Consider the following 15,132-nt stretch of genomic DNA (forward strand, 5'->3'; position numbering starts at 1 on the left):
CCTCCTCATCCGGTGCAGCACATATCCCACCAGCATGCCGGCCAGGGCCGAGACAATGATGGTGTAGACCTCCGCCAGTAGCCCTATCTTCAGCCAGCTCATGATTACCTCCTCATCCGGTGCAGCAGGTAGCCCACCAGCATGCCGGCCAGGGCCGAGATGATGATGTAGACCTCCGCCAGCAGCGGCTTGGTGAGCAGGGCCGTGCCGCCGCTCACCAGGGTCGCCGCCACCATGGGCAGGTTCTTCATCGCCGGGATCGTCATGGCGATGAAGGTCGCCGCGATGGCAAAGTCCAGCCCCATGTGATCCAGCCCCTCGATGTACTGGCCGGCGGCGATGCCGAGCAGGGTCGCAAGATTCCAGAACAGATAGAACACGAAGCCCGCGATCAGCGCGTAGGCGGGATTGAAGGCGCCGCTGCGCTCCCTGTCTTTGAGCGCCACCGCGAACATCTCGTCGGTCAGGAAGAAGGCCAGGCTCGCGCGCCAGCGCAGGGAGAGCGGCAAGACATCGCGGCGGAAGGTGAAGCCGTACAGCAGGTGCTGGGAGGTGATAACGAAGGTGGAGCCGATGATGGGCAACAGCGGCGTACCCGCGCCGAACAGGGTGGTGGCCGAGAGCTGGGCCGCGCCGGCATAGACCAGCAGCGACATCAGCTGGGCCTGGAGAGGGCTCAAGCCCACCTGCAGCGCCAGGGCACCACACAGGATCCCCCAGGGGATCACCGAGACGGAGAGCGGGAGAATATCGAGGGAGGCACGCCACCAGAGCGCGCCCGTACTCTCGACCCCGGCTTGCTGGGGGCGAGTTTGCAAAGTCATGAGGTCATCCTTGTCCTGTCAACGAGAACGGAAAAACCTAACACAGCACCTGGCCAGATGCCATGCCGTCGTCAGGCGATTCACGCAATGACAGCAAGGGGAGATGACAGGCCCGCCCCTGCATGGCGATGCGGGGACGGGCCTGAGCAGGGGATCTCGAGGATCAGGGTTCGATGACGATGGGGGTGCCGGGTTCGATGGCGCTCCACACCTCATCCAGATCGTGGTTCAGCATGGCGATGCAGCCATTGGTCCAGTTGGACGGCTGCAGACGGCGGTTGCCGATGTCGTTACGCTGACCATGGATCATGATCATGCCACCCGGATTGACTCCCTTCTCGTTGGCCGACTTGATGTCGTCCAGGTTCGGGTAGTTGATGTGGATGGCCTTGTAATAACCGGAGTTGGTCTTCTTGTAGTCGAGGGTGTAGCGCCCTTCCGGCGTACGCTGATCCCCTTCCCGCTGCTTGTGTCCCATGGGGGCCGGGCCCAGGGCGATCCAGTAGCGTTTGACCTCCTTGCCATCCTTCATCAGGGTCAGGCTATAGGTCGACTTCTTGACCACCACCATGTCCGCAGACAGGGTCGCAAAACTTAAGGCGGGCCACAGCCCCAGCAAACACAACAATACGGCTTTCATTCCATCCCTCGACAAGCCTTCAGGGCTTTATTGTTAGCAAATCATCTGAATGTCGCCACTCTCTGGTGGCGAGCGAGCGCCATGATATGGGATCGCCATCAATACTCAATATATCCAGAGAAACATATCTGAAGCCAGCCTCACGAAGGGGATTGAGCCCCTCCACCCCGGCCCCATCAATTGATAATGGAAACAGTTATATAGCCGATTTCTGCGGCTGGCGCTCACCATCAGGATCGGCGAAGATGCCCACTTTGCCCTCCTCCAGGATCCCGCCTCATGCGACCACTGCGCCTGTTCTTGCTCTTGCTCCCCGCCCTGCTGTGGCTACCGCAGACGCTGGCCGCCCCGCTTCAATTGCAAGGCGAGACCCTGAGCTATCTCATCGACCCCGACACCCTGGCCATCTCGGTCAACGGGGTGCAGGTCAGCGCGGGACAGAGCGCCCGCCAGGTCGATCGGCTGCAACAGGATGAACAACAGGCCAGCTGGCAGTGGCCGGCCCAGGAGACCCGGGTCGAGGTGCGGCTGGACGGGGAGGACCTGCTGCTGACCCTGATCAGCAGCGGCCCTCGCCAGCTCAGTTGGTACAGCCTGCCGAAGAACCAGACCCACCTCTCCATGGCGTTCGGTGAGGGCAGCCGCTTCTCGGTGCGTGACAGCGACTGGCTCGGCTACATAGGAGACGAGCTGACCGAGCTCGATACCCACCATGATCTCAAGCTGCCCCTGTGGAGTCAGGACGCGGGCAAACGAACCTACAGCTGGATACTGCAGAGCCCCTACGACAACAAGCTCAGCTTCAGCCGCAAAGGGGGGCGCTTGCAGCTTGCCGCCAGCCACGAGTTCAACCACTTCAATCCCGCGCCGCTGGAAGTGCGCCTGAGCGTGGGGGATGACTGGCTGGCCGGGGCGCGCCGCTACCGGGAATGGCTGCAGGCCGAGGGAGCCTGGCAGTCCCTCGCGGACAAGTTCGCCCGCATCCCGGCGGGCCGTCGGCTGATCGGCGCCAGCCACCTCTATCTCTGGGGGGATGACCTGCTGGACCGGCAGGACGTGACCGACTGGCCCGGCCTGCAGGCCAAACTCATCCAGAAGCCGGAATGGCTCAAAACCTTCAACACCGAGGAGCGCGAGGCGCTGGCGGCCCCCAGTCCCCAGCCGTGGCAGCAGACGCTGATCATGGCGGGCCTCAACCGGCTGATTGAACGCCAGCTGCCGCTGCCGGCCCAGCAGGGCCCCGTCAGCCAGGGCAAGGTGCTGGCCCTGCGCCAGCAGTGGGTCAAGGGCCAGTTCGGCGAGCAGCTGGTGACCCGGGAGCGCTGGGGCCAGGGGCTGTCGCTGCCGGTGCTCGAGGCGCTGCAACAGGCGGGACTGCGCAAACTCTGGCTCGGCACACCCCAGTGGACGGCGGCCCTGCAGCAGGATCAGGCCCTCGCCGCCGCCAAGCGCCTCGGCTATCTGGTGGGCAGCTATGACTCCTACGACACCGCCATCCTCCCGGGCAGCAACGACAGCTGGCTCACCGCCCAGATCCCGCCGGAGCTTGGCAAGCGCTGCGCCATCGTCGAGGCCGACGGCAAGCCGAGACCGGGCTTTGGCGGCGAGGGCGTCTATCTCAACCCCGGCTGTACCCTGCCCTACGCCAAGAGCCGCATGAGCGAGCTGGCCAAGGCCAGCGGCATCAACAGCCTGTTCCTCGACGTCGATGGCACCGCCATGGCCTCCAGTGACTACAGCCCGGCCCACCAGCAGGGCAGCGCGGCCATGGTCGCCGCCCGCAACGCCCGCATGGGCTGGGTCGGGGAGCGGCTCGGGCTGGTGCTGGGCTCGGAGGACGGCAACGCCCTCACCAACAAGCCGCTGATGTTTGCCCACGGCGTCCAGAGCTGGGGCTTCGGCTGGACCGACGCCGCCATGCGCAAGCAGCCCAAGTCCCCCTACTACCTCGGCAAATGGTGGCCAGACGAGACGCCCCAGGTCTTCTTCCAGCCCGCCCGGCTCAAGCCCCGCTACCTCAAAACCGTGTTCAACCCGACAGACAGGCTGCCGCTCTACCAAGCGGTGTTCCACGATTCGGTGATCAACAGCCACCACTGGCTGCTGGACAACCTCAAGTTCCCCGCCATCCGGGAGGAGCGCGCCCTGCTCGGCCTGCTCTACAACACCCCTCCTCTGGTCAACCTGAGCCGCAGCACCCTCGCCAGCCGCCTGCCTGAGCTGGTCAGACTGGATGCCCAGTTCGGGCCCCTGCACGAGGCGCTGTGGGACAAGGCGCTGGTGGGCTTCCGCTGGCGGGACGGGGCGGGGCGGGTGCAGGAGACCCGCTTCTCCGACGGCAGCCGGCTGGTGGCAAACTTCGGCAACAGCAGCATCCAGATCGATGGTCACAAGCTGCCGGGCAGGCAGTTGCTGGTGGCCCTCAAGGACAAGCCCGTCACCCTGTTGAAGATCTGAGCGCCCCAAAATGAAAGAGCCCTGCCAACTGGCAGGGCTCTTCGTTTGCAGGATGGTTCAGACTGCCACAGCGGACTCGGCCCCATAGTGGCGGCGGATCCAGGCCTCGAAGTCCGCCAGCATGCGCGCCTCGGATTCGCTGTTGTCGGCGATGAGCTCGGCGCCGTGCACGACCCGGATCCTGGCATTGAGCGGGGTGCCGTCACCGGCGAGGGGTCGCTGGCCCGCGGCCGCCATGCAGGCTGTGGCCGTCGCCCAGGCTTCGGCCACGCTCTGGTTGCACGCCCGGGCCAGGGGTCCGGCGCTGAAGCCCTCGCCGGTGAGGCTCTGCAGCGTCTGATCATGGGTCATACCGTTGCCCGGCCCCCAGTAGTGGGCGGCGAGATCCGGGCCTATGCGCGGGTTGTCGGTGAGGTAGCCGTCCCGGCGCAGGAAGTAGGCGCGGGTCTGCTCCACCGCCATCAGCGCCAGCAAGTAGCCGTGATAGGCACAGGCCGATTCCTGATTGAGCAGGTGCGGGATGGCCAGCAGCGGGCGGGGGCTCTCCACCCCCAGGATCTTGCGCTCCCACCGACGGGCCAGCGCCAGCACGGCGGCCGGGGTGCGCTCGGCCTCGTCCATGGCGTAGAGATCCCGCTCGAAGTAGGCCACCAGCGCAATCTGGCGCTCGTTGAAGGCCCGGAACGGCTGGCGGGCCTCGAGCATGGCCTGGATCAGTGCGTCAGGAATTTCCTCCCCCGCGGCGTTCCTGGCGTAGCGCTTGAGCCAGTCCGCATCGTCCAGCAGGCTGTCGCAGAACATGGACTGGGTCTCGGCATAGGCCATGGAGGTAGGCGGAAACTCCTGGGAGAAGCAGGGCGCGTTGCCGGTGACGTTGGCAAAATGCGCCGCATGGCCCCCCTCGTGGAACAGGGTGTTGAGACCGCTCCAGCCGCTGCCGACCTGGGCCGGATCCGCCAGGCTGGTGAAGTTGACCACGGCGGGCACCCACTGACCCTCCTGCCAGAAACTCGGCACAGGGCCGTGGCAGAAGCCGTTCTCATATTTCCCCTCCCGGGTCAGCAGATCCAGGGTCAGGGTCGCGTCTCGGTACTGGATGCCGAGCCGGCGGAAGCTCTCGACCCAATCCTTCAGCGCGCGCGCGAACGGCACATAGGGATCGAGCTGGCGGGTCACGTCGCCACTGACGCTGTAGCGCAGGTTGTGGGGCAGGAGCGCCGCCTCCCCCTTGGCCGCTTTCAACTCGGCCAGACTCTGGTGCAGGCGCAGCTCGGTGCGGGCGATGAAATCATCGAGCACGGCGAACAGCTGCTCCGGGCTCATCTGCTCGTTCTTGCGCACCTTGTACTCGAAGTAGTCCCGATAGCCCATGGCGCGGGCGAAGCGGTTGCGAAGCGCCACCACCTCGAGGAAGCCGTTGTCCACCACCCACTGCTCCAGGGTATGGAACATGGCGATGGCGCTCTGACGTACCGGCTCGCTCGCACTGGCGGCCAGCGCCGTGCTGGCGGCGGGCAGGCTGCCGACCACCGTCTGGCCCTGCTCGTCCAGCAGGCTGAGCTTGAGCTCCCGACGGCGGGCAAAGAGCGCCGCCTCGGCGGCCACCAGCTCGTCCATCAGAGCGGCGGCGGCTGGATCCTCGATCACGTTGCATTCGAAGAAGGCTACCCAGCCAGCCAGGCCGCGCTTGAGCTCGGTCTCTTCGGCCTGAGCCTGCATCTCGCGCAGCACCGGCAGCCGGGCCGGGTTGGCACAAAACGTCTTGTAGGCCTGTTCGGCGGCGGTAAAACCCGCCTGATCGTCGCTGGTGCCCATGTAGGTGGACCAGAACAAGTCCTCCTTGCGCCTGTGCACCTGCAGATAGTCGGCGTTGAGCTGGTTCAGGTAGTTCCTGGCAATGGAAGTCATAAGGTCCCTCTTGTTATCGGTGGCGGCTGAGCCGCTTTGCCTTGTGATGATGCCCGGCCGTGGCCGGACAAGGGGCGCCGGGATGCGCCTCACCACGCTATCAAAAGCCGTTATCCATGTCTGTAGCACCGGCGACCCTGACCAGGCCCTGTCTCACGAGGTCTTGCTCACCGGCAATAAACAATGCATTAGATTTGCATGTTAATTAAGCGAAAGGGGGGCATCCGCCCAAAGTGGGCCATCCAATAGCCATTTAAAAACAGAAAGTTAAGTATTGGCTCTACTCCGACGAGATCAAGCTGTAAAGATTTACACTTAATAATTTAATCAAAATAAGACATGATGGCACCGCGTCGTCAAACGCGACGCAATGACCCTATATGTAGTCATTTGGCAAACTGGTTGAAAGGCCAGGACGCAAAGCCTCCGGTCTAAAGACGTCTCGTCCAGGATAGCGGGGTTGCAGCACCGTATTTCGGGGAAGGCCCCAGCCAACTTGACTGCCCACATCTGTCGAACAGAGGAATGTATGGCAGCAAAAACTCAACTCAATCACCTCGCGGCGGCGCTCGCGCTGCTGGCCAGCGGCGGCGTACTCGCCCATGGCTATATCAATCAGCCGGAGGCACGCAACTATCTGTGCAAGACCGGCGGCAACAGCCAGTGTGGCGCCGTCCAGTGGGAGCCCCAGAGCCTGGAGGCGCCGTCCGGCTTCCCCAATGGCGGCCCCGCCGACGGTCAGATCGCCTCGGCCGGCCACCCGCAATTCGGTGAGCTCGACGTTCAGACCAGCGATCGCTGGACCAAGCGCCCGGTGCAGGCAGGACCCTTCGCCATCAGCTGGAGCTTCACCGCCAACCACGTGACCCGCAACTGGCGTTACTACCTCACCAAGCAGGATTGGAACCCGAACCAGCCGCTGACCCGGGACTCCTTCGATCTGAACCCCTTCTGCGTCATCGACGGGGGCATGGTACAACCACCCAAGCAGGTCACCCACAACTGCACCCTGCCGGCCCGCACCGGCTATCAGGTGATCCTGGGAGTCTGGGAGGTGGGTGATACCGCCAACAGCTTCTACAACATGATCGATGCCCAGTTCGATGGTGGCACCCAGCCGCCGCTGACCTGGAGCCAGGGCGGGACCATCTACCCCTCCACCGATCTGGTGGCCGGCGACAAGGCCAAGACCCGGGTGTTCGACGCCAACGGCGAACGCACCGATCTGCAGACGGTGCTGACCATCGGCTCCTCCGAGCAGGGTCAGAAGAACAACTGGGCCCACGATCTGGCCGCCAAGATCAATACCGAGCAGAGCCAGATCCGTGCCGGCCAGCAGGGCACCGATGGCCAGTTCAACCCGGTTTACGGGCAGAACCCCATCTACCTTAAGGCGGGCAGCAACCTGCAACGGGTCGAGGTCCAGCTCGAGCAGCAGCAGCCTCCGGTGAACGACAGCATCAGCGTGAGCGGCCTGGAAAGCGAATACCTGCTCGACAACGGCAAGGTCACCCTGGCCTTCAGCGTCACGGCCCAGGGGGATCTCGCGGTCACCAACACCCTGTATGACCATGGCGGTGCCGCCAAGGGACAGACCAGTGCCGACATCAAGGACAGCAGCCAGAGCTTCACCATGGCGGTCAGCGGCCTGAGCGCGGGTCACCACCAGCTGGTGATCGAAGGCAAGCCAAAGGCAGGCGGTGCCTCCCTGCAGCAAACCCTGGACCTGATGTTCAAGGATCCGGCCAGCGGCGGCGACTACCAGTACCGCTTCCCGGAGGGGTTGAAGTCCTATGTGGCCGGCACCAAGGTGTTGCAGCCCAAGAACGGCAAGACGTATCAGTGCAAGCCCTACCCCTACAGCGGCTGGTGCACCATCTGGACGAGCTCGGCCACCCAGTATGAGCCCGGTGTGGGCACCAACTGGCAGGATGCCTGGACAGCCCTGAACTGAGCTCGCAACTCCTGAACAGAAGAGGCCCGAGCGGCCTCTTTTTTTGTGCCTGTTATCCGGGATCCCGGTGCCTTGAGCACCGCGAGCGCCCCTGTCGGACAAACACTATGACGCAACACTACTATGACCCCCTGAGTCGCCTGCTGCACTGGCTGATGGCCGTCGTCATTCTCTACGCCACCCTGGCCGGCTATCTGATGCACCTGGTGATCGACAGTCACCCCCGGTTGTTCCAGTTTCTGTCGGTGCTGAACATGTCGATGGCCACCCTGATAGCCCCACTCTTCCTGCTGCGCTGGGGCTGGCAACATCTGAGGGCTCCCCTGCCCGAGAATGGTGCCAACCATCATCACGGATGGGTCAAGCTGGCTCATGCCCTGCTCTACGGGCTGATGTTCGTCGTGCTGCTGAGCGGCTTCCTGATGCTGGAGCAGGATTACTCCCTGTTCTGGCTCTACCCGATCGCCAATCCGATCGACAACCCCGAGGTCAATGCCTTCTTTTTTCGTGTTCACCGCCTCGCTTGCCTGTCGCTGGCCACCCTGGTCATGCTGCACGTGGTAGCGGCCCTGTACCACCACAGGATCAAGGGCGATCGCACCCTCTACCGCATGCTGGGGCCCCACACCGGCAAATAGGCCGACGGCGTCTCGTAGCGGAGACAGGCTTTCCATCGATGGCTGACAAACAAACAGGGAGCCATATGCTCCCTGTTTTCTCATCTCGCGGCAGGCATCAGATCTGGTAATCGAGCTGCGGTTCGTTTCCCATGGCCCGCGCCTGAATATCCGCCAGCGCCAGCTCTGGGTTGCACAGCTGGATGAACTGCCAGGCAAAGTTGTGCTGGAACTGCCCCTGCTTGAGGCCGATCCAGGCGGTGTGGGGCGCAAACAGCCGGCTACCGTCGAGCTGCACCAGCCCCTTGTCGCGCTGGGCGTCGAACGCCATGTCCGCCAGTATGCCGACCCCCATCTCCAGCTCGACATAGGTCTTGATGACGTCTGAATCCTGGGCGGTCAGCAGGATCTGCGGCGCTATCCCCGCCTCGGCGAAGGCCTCGTCCACCCGCGCCCGGCCGGTCAGACCCGATTGATAGGTGACGATGGGCCAGTGCGCCAACGCCGCCAGGGTCAGATCCCGCTCGGCGGTCAGGGGATGCTGCTCGGGCACCACTATGTTGTGGTGCCAGCGGTAATAGGGGAAGGCCACCACCCCTTCGCTGCGATCGAGCTGCTCGCTGCTGATGCCGATGTCCACCTCGCCGGTCTGCACCAACCGCACTATCTCCTCCGGGCTGCCCTGGCGCAGCTCCAGTTGCACCAGAGGAAACTGCTCGCGAAACGCCTTCACCACCCGTGGCAACGCGTAGCGCGCCTGGGTATGAGTGGTCGCCACCAACAGCCGGCCCGAGTCGCGGTTCGCGAAGGTGCTGGCCAGCTTTCGGATGTTGTTGGCATCCCCCAGGATGCGCTCGGCGATCACCAGCAGCTCTTTGCCCGGCTCCGTCATGCCGAGCAGGCGCTTGCCGTAGCGAATGAACAGCTCTAGCCCAAGCTCTTCCTCCAGCTCGCGAATATGGCGGCTGACCCCGGACTGGGAAGTAAAGAGGGCGTTGGCGACCTCGGTCAGGTTGTAGTCCCGCCGGGCCGCCTCACGAATAATGCGTAGTTGCTGAAAGTTCACGTCATCGCCTCCTGCGCTGACCGGCCGCGTGGGGTTGACCCCGCGGCCTTGTTATCTGTTTCAAGCCTGAACTCACTCGATGGATGCACAGCGCCCTAGATCTGGTAGTCCGGATAGAGCTGGGCCTGCCTGGCCACCAAGCGCACCCCTTGACCCGGCGTCAGCGCACGGGCCGCCTCTTTGCTCAATTCGACCTCATAGTGAGCCCCTTGGGTGTCACCTATGCCCCGCAGCTCGACCCGGATCCGCGGCCCCATGGGCAGCAGACGGGTGATGGTGGCGCTGATGCCGCCGATCGCCTCCGCCGGCAGAATATCCAGCTCGTGGGGACGCACATAGGCGATGGCCGCGCTGCCCTGAGCCAAGTGAGATGCCGCCGAGCCACCCAGTCGCTGTTCGCCGATGCCGAGCCCCTGCTCCGCCACCCGCCCGCGGAACAGGTTCACGCTGCCGAGGAAGCTGTGCACGAAGGAGCTGGCCGGCTGGTCATAGACCTCGGCCGGGGTGCCTATCTGCTCGACTCGACCGGCATTCATCAAGACGACTCTATCCGCCACCTCCAGCGCTTCCTCCTGATCGTGGGTCACGAACAGGCTGGTGACGTGCAGCTCGTCGTGCAATTCCCGCAGCCAGCGGCGCAACTCCTTGCGCACCTGGGCATCGAGGGCACCGAACGGCTCGTCCAGCAGCAGCACCTTGGGCTGCACCGCCAGGGCGCGAGCCAGGGCAACTCGCTGACGCTGGCCGCCGGAGAGCTGGGTCGGATAACGCTCGGCCACGTGGCTGAGCTGCACCAGATCCAGCAGCTCCTTGACCCGGGCGCGGATGGCGGCTTCGGCCGGGCGCTCGCTGCGCGGTTTGACCCGCAGGCCGAACGCCACGTTCTCGAACACCGTCATGTGGCGGAACAGGGCATAGTGCTGGAACACGAAGCCGACGTTGCGCTCACGCACGTGGAGCGCCGAGGCATCCTCCCCGCGGATGATGACGCTGCCGCTGTCGGCCTGCTCCAGCCCGGCGATGATCCGCAGCAGGGTGGTCTTGCCGCAGCCGGACGGGCCCAGCAGCGCGACCAACTCGCCGTCGTGAAAGTCGAGGTTGATGTCGGCAAGGGCCGCGAACTGATTGAAATGCTTATTGAGTTGTTGAACCTGAATGCTCATGGCTGCCTCGTTGAAACTGTGTAATCAGTGAGATTTGGTGGGCTGACCACGCAGCCGGGCTAACAGGGTTTCCCCCAGCAGGGTGAAGATCCCGAACAGGGCCAGCAGGCTGGCTACCGCGAAGGCGGCGCCAGTCTGGTACTCGTTGTAGAGGATCTCGATGTGCAGCGGCAGGGTATTGGTCTGGCCGCGAATATGGCCTGACACCACAGACACGGCGCCAAATTCCCCCACCGCCCGGGCGGTACAGAGCAGCAGGCCATACATCAGGCTCCAGCGAATGCCAGGCAGGGTGACCCGCCAGAACATCTGCAGCCCGCTCGCCCCCAGCATGATGGCGGCTTCTTCCTCTTCCGGTCCGCGCGCCTCCATCTGTGGCAGCAGCTCACGCACCACGAAGGGCACGGTGATGAAGGTAGTCGCCAGTATGATGCCCGGGGTGGCGAAGATGATCTTGATATCGTGCTCGCTCAGCCAGTCGCCAAACCAGCCGCGGCTACCGAACATCAGCACGAACATCAGCCCCGCGATGACAGGCGACACCGAGAACGGCAGATCGATGATGGTGATGAGCAGTTGTCGACCAGGGAAGCGGAAGCGGGCTATGGCCCAGGCGGCGGCTAGCCCGAACAGCAGGTTCAGCGGCACCGAGCAGAGGGTCACCAAGGCGGTGAGCCCGAGGGCGCTCAGGGCATCCGGCTCACTGATGGCGTGCCAGAAGAAGGTCAGACCCGGGGACAATGCCTGGATGAAGACGGTCGCCAGCGGCAGCAGCAGCAGGGCGGCGAACCAACCGAGGCCAAGGGTGATGAGCAGCCACTTGACCCAGACCGGCTCGCGGGTCACGGGTTGATGGGTCACTACCAAGGTCACTTGCGGTGCCTTGTCGAGTGCAATGCTGGATGCGGTCATATGCGGCTTCCTCCGATACGGGCCCAGCTCCAGGCCTGCAACTTGTTGATAATCAACAGCAGAATAAATGAGATGAGCAGCATGACGGAGGCGATGGCGGAGGCCCCGGCGTAGTCATACTCCTCCAGGTGGCTCATGATCATCAGCGGTGCGATTTCCGACACCATCGGCAAATTGCCGGCGATAAAGATAACGGAGCCGTACTCCCCTACCGCCCGGGCGAAGGCCAGGGCAAAACCGGTGAGCAGCGCCGGGATCAGGGTCGGCCAGAGCACGCGGACAAAGGTCTGCCAGCGGTTTGCACCCAGGCTGGCGGCGGCCTCTTCCTGCTCTGTCTCCGCCTCGCGCAGCACAGGTTGCAAGGTGCGCACTACGAAGGGCAGGCCGATGAAGGTCAGCGCTATCACCACTCCGATGGGGTTGTAGGCGAGCTCGATGCCAAAGGGCGCAACCCACTGACCTATCCAGCCGTTGGGGGCGAAGATGGCGCAGAGGGCGATACCGGAGACGGCGGTGGGCATGGCAAACGGCAGATCGATCAGTGCATCCACCAACCGGCGACCGGGGAAGCTGTAGCGCACCAATACCCAGGCCAGGATCAGCCCAAACAGGCTGTTGAGCAGAGCCGCGATAAAGGCAGCTCCAAAACTCAGACGAAAGGAGGCCAGCACTCGCGGGGAGCTGATCACCTGCCAGAACTCGGCGGCATTGAGATTGTTCACGGCGAACAACACCAATGCGGAGAGCGGCAGCAGCACCAGTATGCTCAGATAGAGCAGACTGAAGCCGAGGGTCGGGCCCAATCCGGGCAGGACGGAATAAGAACTTAATCGCATAACACTTCCGTTTGTTATAAATAACTTTCGATGTAGCGATTCTGCTCACTCCCGCCAGGTGCAACAAACACCAATATCGCCTTTGCTAATTACTTTTTTGTATAACAACGGCGGAACAAGGCTTTTAGAGCGATAAATATAAAAAAAGGTCTTTTATATAAATAAAAGACCTAACTAAACGGAGCTGTGGAACCGGGAACTGCGGAGTATGTTGCTATGGGTACAGGCTAGCGAACCTGCTTGATCTCATATGGTCACCTTCCTTGTCATACATATAAAACATCAACGAAAGCTGATCGCCGCCTGCCGGCCCCATTCCGCCGGCGCTGGCTCGACCACCATCTCGGCCCGCCGATGAAGAGTGCCGAGCAGGTTGAGACCCTGGCTCCACTCCCCGTGTCCGGACTGAGCATTGATATGACCCACTTCGCCGGCATCGAACAGCGGCACCTGCCACTGACGACTCCAGTACTCGGCCCGCTCGAACGACATCCAGGGATCGTTGCGGCTGGCGATGAGCTGGGCGGATACCTTGATGGATCCCACCAGCAGTTCGTCCGGGATGCCGAAGCGGGCCGGATCCGCTGGCGCCACTATCAGGATGGAGGAGACCTTCTCCGGCTGCAGCCGGGCGGCGGCGATGGCCGTCAGGGCACCGAAGGAATGCGCTACCAAGTGGACCCGACTACGCCGGCTCCTGAGCTTGCTCGCCAGCTTGGCACTCCAGACCGTGAGGTCCGGCTTGTCCCAGGGCAGACCAACCATGCGCTGCCAGTGGGGGAAGTGCTGATGCCAGCGGCTCTGCCAGTGATCCGGCCCACTGTTGTGCAGACCGGGAACCAGGAGGATTTTGTTCATCTCGGTGCTCCTATCCGTTGGCACAGGGGCCAGCTTGGTGTGGGCTTAGCTGCCTGGTTGGTAGATCTGGTCAAACAGACCACCCTGGGCGAAGTGTTTCTTCTGAGCCTTGTCCCAATCCCCTTCCAGATCCTTGACGGTGAACAGGTTCAGGGTGGGGAACTGAGCCGAGGTCTCCTTCAGGATTGCCGGATTGCTGGGGCGATAGTGGTACTTGGCGATGATGCGCTGCCCCTCGTCGGAGTAGAGATAATCGAGGTAAGCTTTGGCGACGGCCTCGGTGCCATGTTTCTTGGCGACCTTGTCTACCACGGCAACCGGCGGCTCAGCCAGAATCGAAACGGAGGGCACCACCAGTTCAAACTTGTCGCTGGTGCCCGGCTGACCCAGTACCAGCAGGGCTTCATTCTCCCAGGCCAACAGCACATCACCGAGACCGCGCTCGATGAAGCTGGTGGTGGCGCCACGAGCACCGGAGTCCAGCACCTTTACGTTCTTGAACAGATCGCCGACGAACTGCTTGGCCCCCTCTTCACTGCCGCTCTTCTTCAGGGCATAGCCCCAGGCGGCCAGGTAGTTCCAGCGTGCCCCACCGGAGGTCTTGGGGTTCGGAGTGACGATGGCCACATCCTTGCGCACCAAGTCATCCCAGTCCTTTATCTGCTTGGGGTTACCCTTGCGCACCAGGAAGACGATGGTGGAGGTATAGGGGGAAGCATTGTTGGCCAACCGGCTCTCCCAATCCGCTGCGGTGAGGCCCGCCTTGGCCACGGCATCGACGTCATACGCCAGCGCCAGCGACACCACGTCAGCCTCCAGCCCGTCCACTACGGCACGCGCCTGTTTGCCTGAGCCGCCGTGGGACTGGCTTACCACCACGTCGTCACCGGTCTTGGTCTTCCACTCCTTGGCGAAGGCACTGTTGTACTCCTGGAACAGCTCGCGGGTCGGATCGTAGGAGACGTTGAGCAGACGGATTTCGGCGGCATTGGCCTGGCCTAGCGCCAGCAAAGAGAGCAGAGTCAGGGCGGTCATTCGCAGTTTCATGGTGATACTCCTTATCGTTGGATTGAGTACAGCATGCCGTCTCCTCGATATATCAGGAAGGAAGAAAACGCGCTTTGCTTATCTCTTTTTCAAATATAAGGAAAATTCATAACAAATAATCTGAGTAAATACAGTCCGTTATGACTTTGGTAGATCAAGCTCGTGTTAGCGCCATCAGTATGGATGAGCGAAAAATGGAGGGGCGATGCCGAGAGGAACTGGCGTCACTCACAAAGAAAAATGAGGAATCGCACCAGAATACAGGTGATGAATTGATATGAGTGAATAGCAAATATGAAAAAGCCCAGTCTTTCGACTGGGCTTCTTAATCATTGGCGGAGCGGACGGGACTCGAACCCGCGACCCCCGGCGTGACAGGCCGGTATTCTAACCAACTGAACTACCGCTCCGCAATTTGGCTAGCTTCTGCTAAATCGTCTGCCGTTTCATCGAGGTGTCATCCTCTCGGCCAATCACGCTATCAGCATGACTGTCTAATTAGGTGCCTGGCAGTGTCCTACTCTCGCATGGCGAATGCCACACTACCATCGGCGCTACCGCGTTTCACTTCTGAGTTCGGCATGGGATCAGGTGGTTCCACGGCGCTATGGCCGCCAGGCAAAAACTTCAATCTCGGAAAGCTGACGTGAATAACGATGTTGCTCGTGGCTTGTCGCTATCACTGATTTAGGTAAGTAGTCTCGCACTTGCTACAAGGCCCAGAACACTTCTTGGGTGTTGTATGGTTAAGCCTCACGGGTAATTAGTATGGGTTAGCTCAACACGTCGCCGCGCTTACACACCCCACCTATCAACGTTGTGGTCTCCAACGGCCCTTTAGGACCCTCAA

Annotated in this window: 12 protein-coding genes, 1 tRNA gene, 2 rRNA genes, 1 pseudogene and 1 riboswitch; of the genes and pseudogenes, 3 read left to right on the top strand and 13 right to left on the bottom strand. The window is 62.4% G+C overall.

The window, feature by feature from the left end; all coding sequences use genetic code 11:
* The 3 genes and pseudogenes from MM194_RS21300 to MM194_RS21310 all read right to left on the bottom strand — a co-directional run.
* Nucleotides 1-81 (bottom strand): annotated as a pseudogene (locus MM194_RS21300) (branched-chain amino acid ABC transporter permease); the annotation flags it as partial.
* Nucleotides 82-104: 23 nt separating this feature from the next.
* Complete coding sequence (locus tag MM194_RS21305) at nucleotides 105-824, bottom strand: AzlC family ABC transporter permease (RefSeq protein ID WP_241344899.1); 720 nt, start codon at nucleotides 822-824, stop codon at nucleotides 105-107.
* A gap of 163 nt (nucleotides 825-987) precedes the next feature.
* A complete protein-coding gene (locus MM194_RS21310; protein ID WP_033130676.1) occupies nucleotides 988-1,464 on the bottom strand; it encodes a L,D-transpeptidase family protein in 477 nt (158 codons plus the stop codon).
* Between the two features lie 279 nt (nucleotides 1,465-1,743).
* Between MM194_RS21310 and MM194_RS21315 the strand changes: the two genes are divergently transcribed.
* Entirely contained in the window at nucleotides 1,744-3,921 is a 2,178-nt protein-coding gene (locus MM194_RS21315) for a glycoside hydrolase (protein ID WP_241344901.1), read from the top strand.
* A gap of 57 nt (nucleotides 3,922-3,978) precedes the next feature.
* Here MM194_RS21315 and MM194_RS21320 read toward each other — a convergent pair whose 3' ends face one another.
* Nucleotides 3,979-5,829 carry a M3 family metallopeptidase gene (locus MM194_RS21320; RefSeq protein ID WP_241344902.1) on the bottom strand — a complete coding sequence of 617 codons (1,851 nt, stop codon included), beginning with the start codon at nucleotides 5,827-5,829 and terminating at the stop codon, nucleotides 3,979-3,981.
* Nucleotides 5,830-6,211: 382 nt separating this feature from the next.
* A riboswitch (cyclic di-GMP riboswitch) is annotated at nucleotides 6,212-6,297 on the top strand.
* Nucleotides 6,298-6,358: 61 nt separating this feature from the next.
* Here MM194_RS21320 and gbpA point away from each other — a divergent pair.
* Together gbpA and MM194_RS21330 are read left to right on the top strand one after the other, a co-directional pair.
* A complete protein-coding gene (gene gbpA, locus MM194_RS21325; RefSeq protein WP_033130673.1) occupies nucleotides 6,359-7,783 on the top strand; it encodes an N-acetylglucosamine-binding protein GbpA in 1,425 nt (474 codons plus the stop codon).
* 107 nt (nucleotides 7,784-7,890) lie between these two features.
* Nucleotides 7,891-8,421: a cytochrome b/b6 domain-containing protein gene (locus MM194_RS21330; RefSeq protein WP_241344904.1), complete on the top strand. Its 531-nt coding sequence runs from the start codon at nucleotides 7,891-7,893 to the stop codon at nucleotides 8,419-8,421.
* Nucleotides 8,422-8,518: 97 nt separating this feature from the next.
* On the opposite strand, the gene cbl is transcribed toward MM194_RS21330, so the two are convergent.
* The 9 genes from cbl to MM194_RS21375 form a co-directional block, all read right to left on the bottom strand.
* Nucleotides 8,519-9,466, bottom strand: coding sequence for an HTH-type transcriptional regulator Cbl (cbl, locus tag MM194_RS21335; RefSeq protein ID WP_241344906.1), 948 nt, complete (start codon nucleotides 9,464-9,466; stop codon nucleotides 8,519-8,521).
* A 95-nt stretch (nucleotides 9,467-9,561) separates the two neighbouring features.
* Complete coding sequence (locus MM194_RS21340; RefSeq protein ID WP_033130670.1) at nucleotides 9,562-10,629, bottom strand: sulfate ABC transporter ATP-binding protein; 1,068 nt, start codon at nucleotides 10,627-10,629, stop codon at nucleotides 9,562-9,564.
* 24 nt (nucleotides 10,630-10,653) lie between these two features.
* Nucleotides 10,654-11,541: a sulfate ABC transporter permease subunit CysW gene (gene cysW, locus MM194_RS21345; protein WP_033130669.1), complete on the bottom strand. Its 888-nt coding sequence runs from the start codon at nucleotides 11,539-11,541 to the stop codon at nucleotides 10,654-10,656.
* The gene (gene cysT, locus MM194_RS21350; RefSeq protein ID WP_033130668.1) at nucleotides 11,538-12,377 is read right to left on the bottom strand and encodes a sulfate ABC transporter permease subunit CysT; all 840 of its coding nucleotides are present in this window, start codon (nucleotides 12,375-12,377) and stop codon (nucleotides 11,538-11,540) included. The genes cysW and cysT overlap by 4 nt, the downstream gene beginning before the upstream one ends.
* A 282-nt stretch (nucleotides 12,378-12,659) precedes the next feature.
* The gene (locus MM194_RS21355) at nucleotides 12,660-13,235 is read right to left on the bottom strand and encodes an alpha/beta hydrolase (RefSeq protein ID WP_241344908.1); all 576 of its coding nucleotides are present in this window, start codon (nucleotides 13,233-13,235) and stop codon (nucleotides 12,660-12,662) included.
* Nucleotides 13,236-13,280: 45 nt separating this feature from the next.
* Entirely contained in the window at nucleotides 13,281-14,282 is a 1,002-nt protein-coding gene (locus MM194_RS21360; RefSeq protein WP_033130666.1) for a sulfate ABC transporter substrate-binding protein, read from the bottom strand.
* 333 nt (nucleotides 14,283-14,615) lie between these two features.
* A tRNA-Asp gene (locus tag MM194_RS21365) sits at nucleotides 14,616-14,692 on the bottom strand.
* A gap of 94 nt (nucleotides 14,693-14,786) precedes the next feature.
* Nucleotides 14,787-14,901 (bottom strand): 5S ribosomal RNA (rrf, locus tag MM194_RS21370).
* A gap of 123 nt (nucleotides 14,902-15,024) precedes the next feature.
* Nucleotides 15,025-15,132 (bottom strand): 23S ribosomal RNA (locus tag MM194_RS21375); the annotation flags it as partial.

The organism is Aeromonas sp. MR16, assembly GCF_022549315.1.
In the GTDB taxonomy this organism is placed as follows: Bacteria; Pseudomonadota; Gammaproteobacteria; order Enterobacterales; family Aeromonadaceae; genus Aeromonas; species Aeromonas aquatica.

What these genes read in the sequence shown, in the direction of transcription:
- MM194_RS21305 (WP_241344899.1), bottom strand. Translation starts at nt 824, where the DNA reads ATGACTTTGCAAACTCGCCCCCAGCAAGCCGGGGTCGAGAGTACGGGC.
- MM194_RS21310 (WP_033130676.1), bottom strand. Translation starts at nt 1,464, where the DNA reads ATGAAAGCCGTATTGTTGTGTTTGCTGGGGCTGTGGCCCGCCTTAAGT.
- MM194_RS21315 (WP_241344901.1), top strand. Translation starts at nt 1,744, where the DNA reads ATGCGACCACTGCGCCTGTTCTTGCTCTTGCTCCCCGCCCTGCTGTGG.
- MM194_RS21320 (WP_241344902.1), bottom strand. Translation starts at nt 5,829, where the DNA reads ATGACTTCCATTGCCAGGAACTACCTGAACCAGCTCAACGCCGACTAT.
- gbpA (WP_033130673.1), top strand. Translation starts at nt 6,359, where the DNA reads ATGGCAGCAAAAACTCAACTCAATCACCTCGCGGCGGCGCTCGCGCTG.
- MM194_RS21330 (WP_241344904.1), top strand. Translation starts at nt 7,891, where the DNA reads ATGACGCAACACTACTATGACCCCCTGAGTCGCCTGCTGCACTGGCTG.
- MM194_RS21340 (WP_033130670.1), bottom strand. Translation starts at nt 10,629, where the DNA reads ATGAGCATTCAGGTTCAACAACTCAATAAGCATTTCAATCAGTTCGCG.
- cysW (WP_033130669.1), bottom strand. Translation starts at nt 11,541, where the DNA reads ATGACCGCATCCAGCATTGCACTCGACAAGGCACCGCAAGTGACCTTG.
- cysT (WP_033130668.1), bottom strand. Translation starts at nt 12,377, where the DNA reads ATGCGATTAAGTTCTTATTCCGTCCTGCCCGGATTGGGCCCGACCCTC.
- MM194_RS21355 (WP_241344908.1), bottom strand. Translation starts at nt 13,235, where the DNA reads ATGAACAAAATCCTCCTGGTTCCCGGTCTGCACAACAGTGGGCCGGAT.
- MM194_RS21360 (WP_033130666.1), bottom strand. Translation starts at nt 14,282, where the DNA reads ATGAAACTGCGAATGACCGCCCTGACTCTGCTCTCTTTGCTGGCGCTA.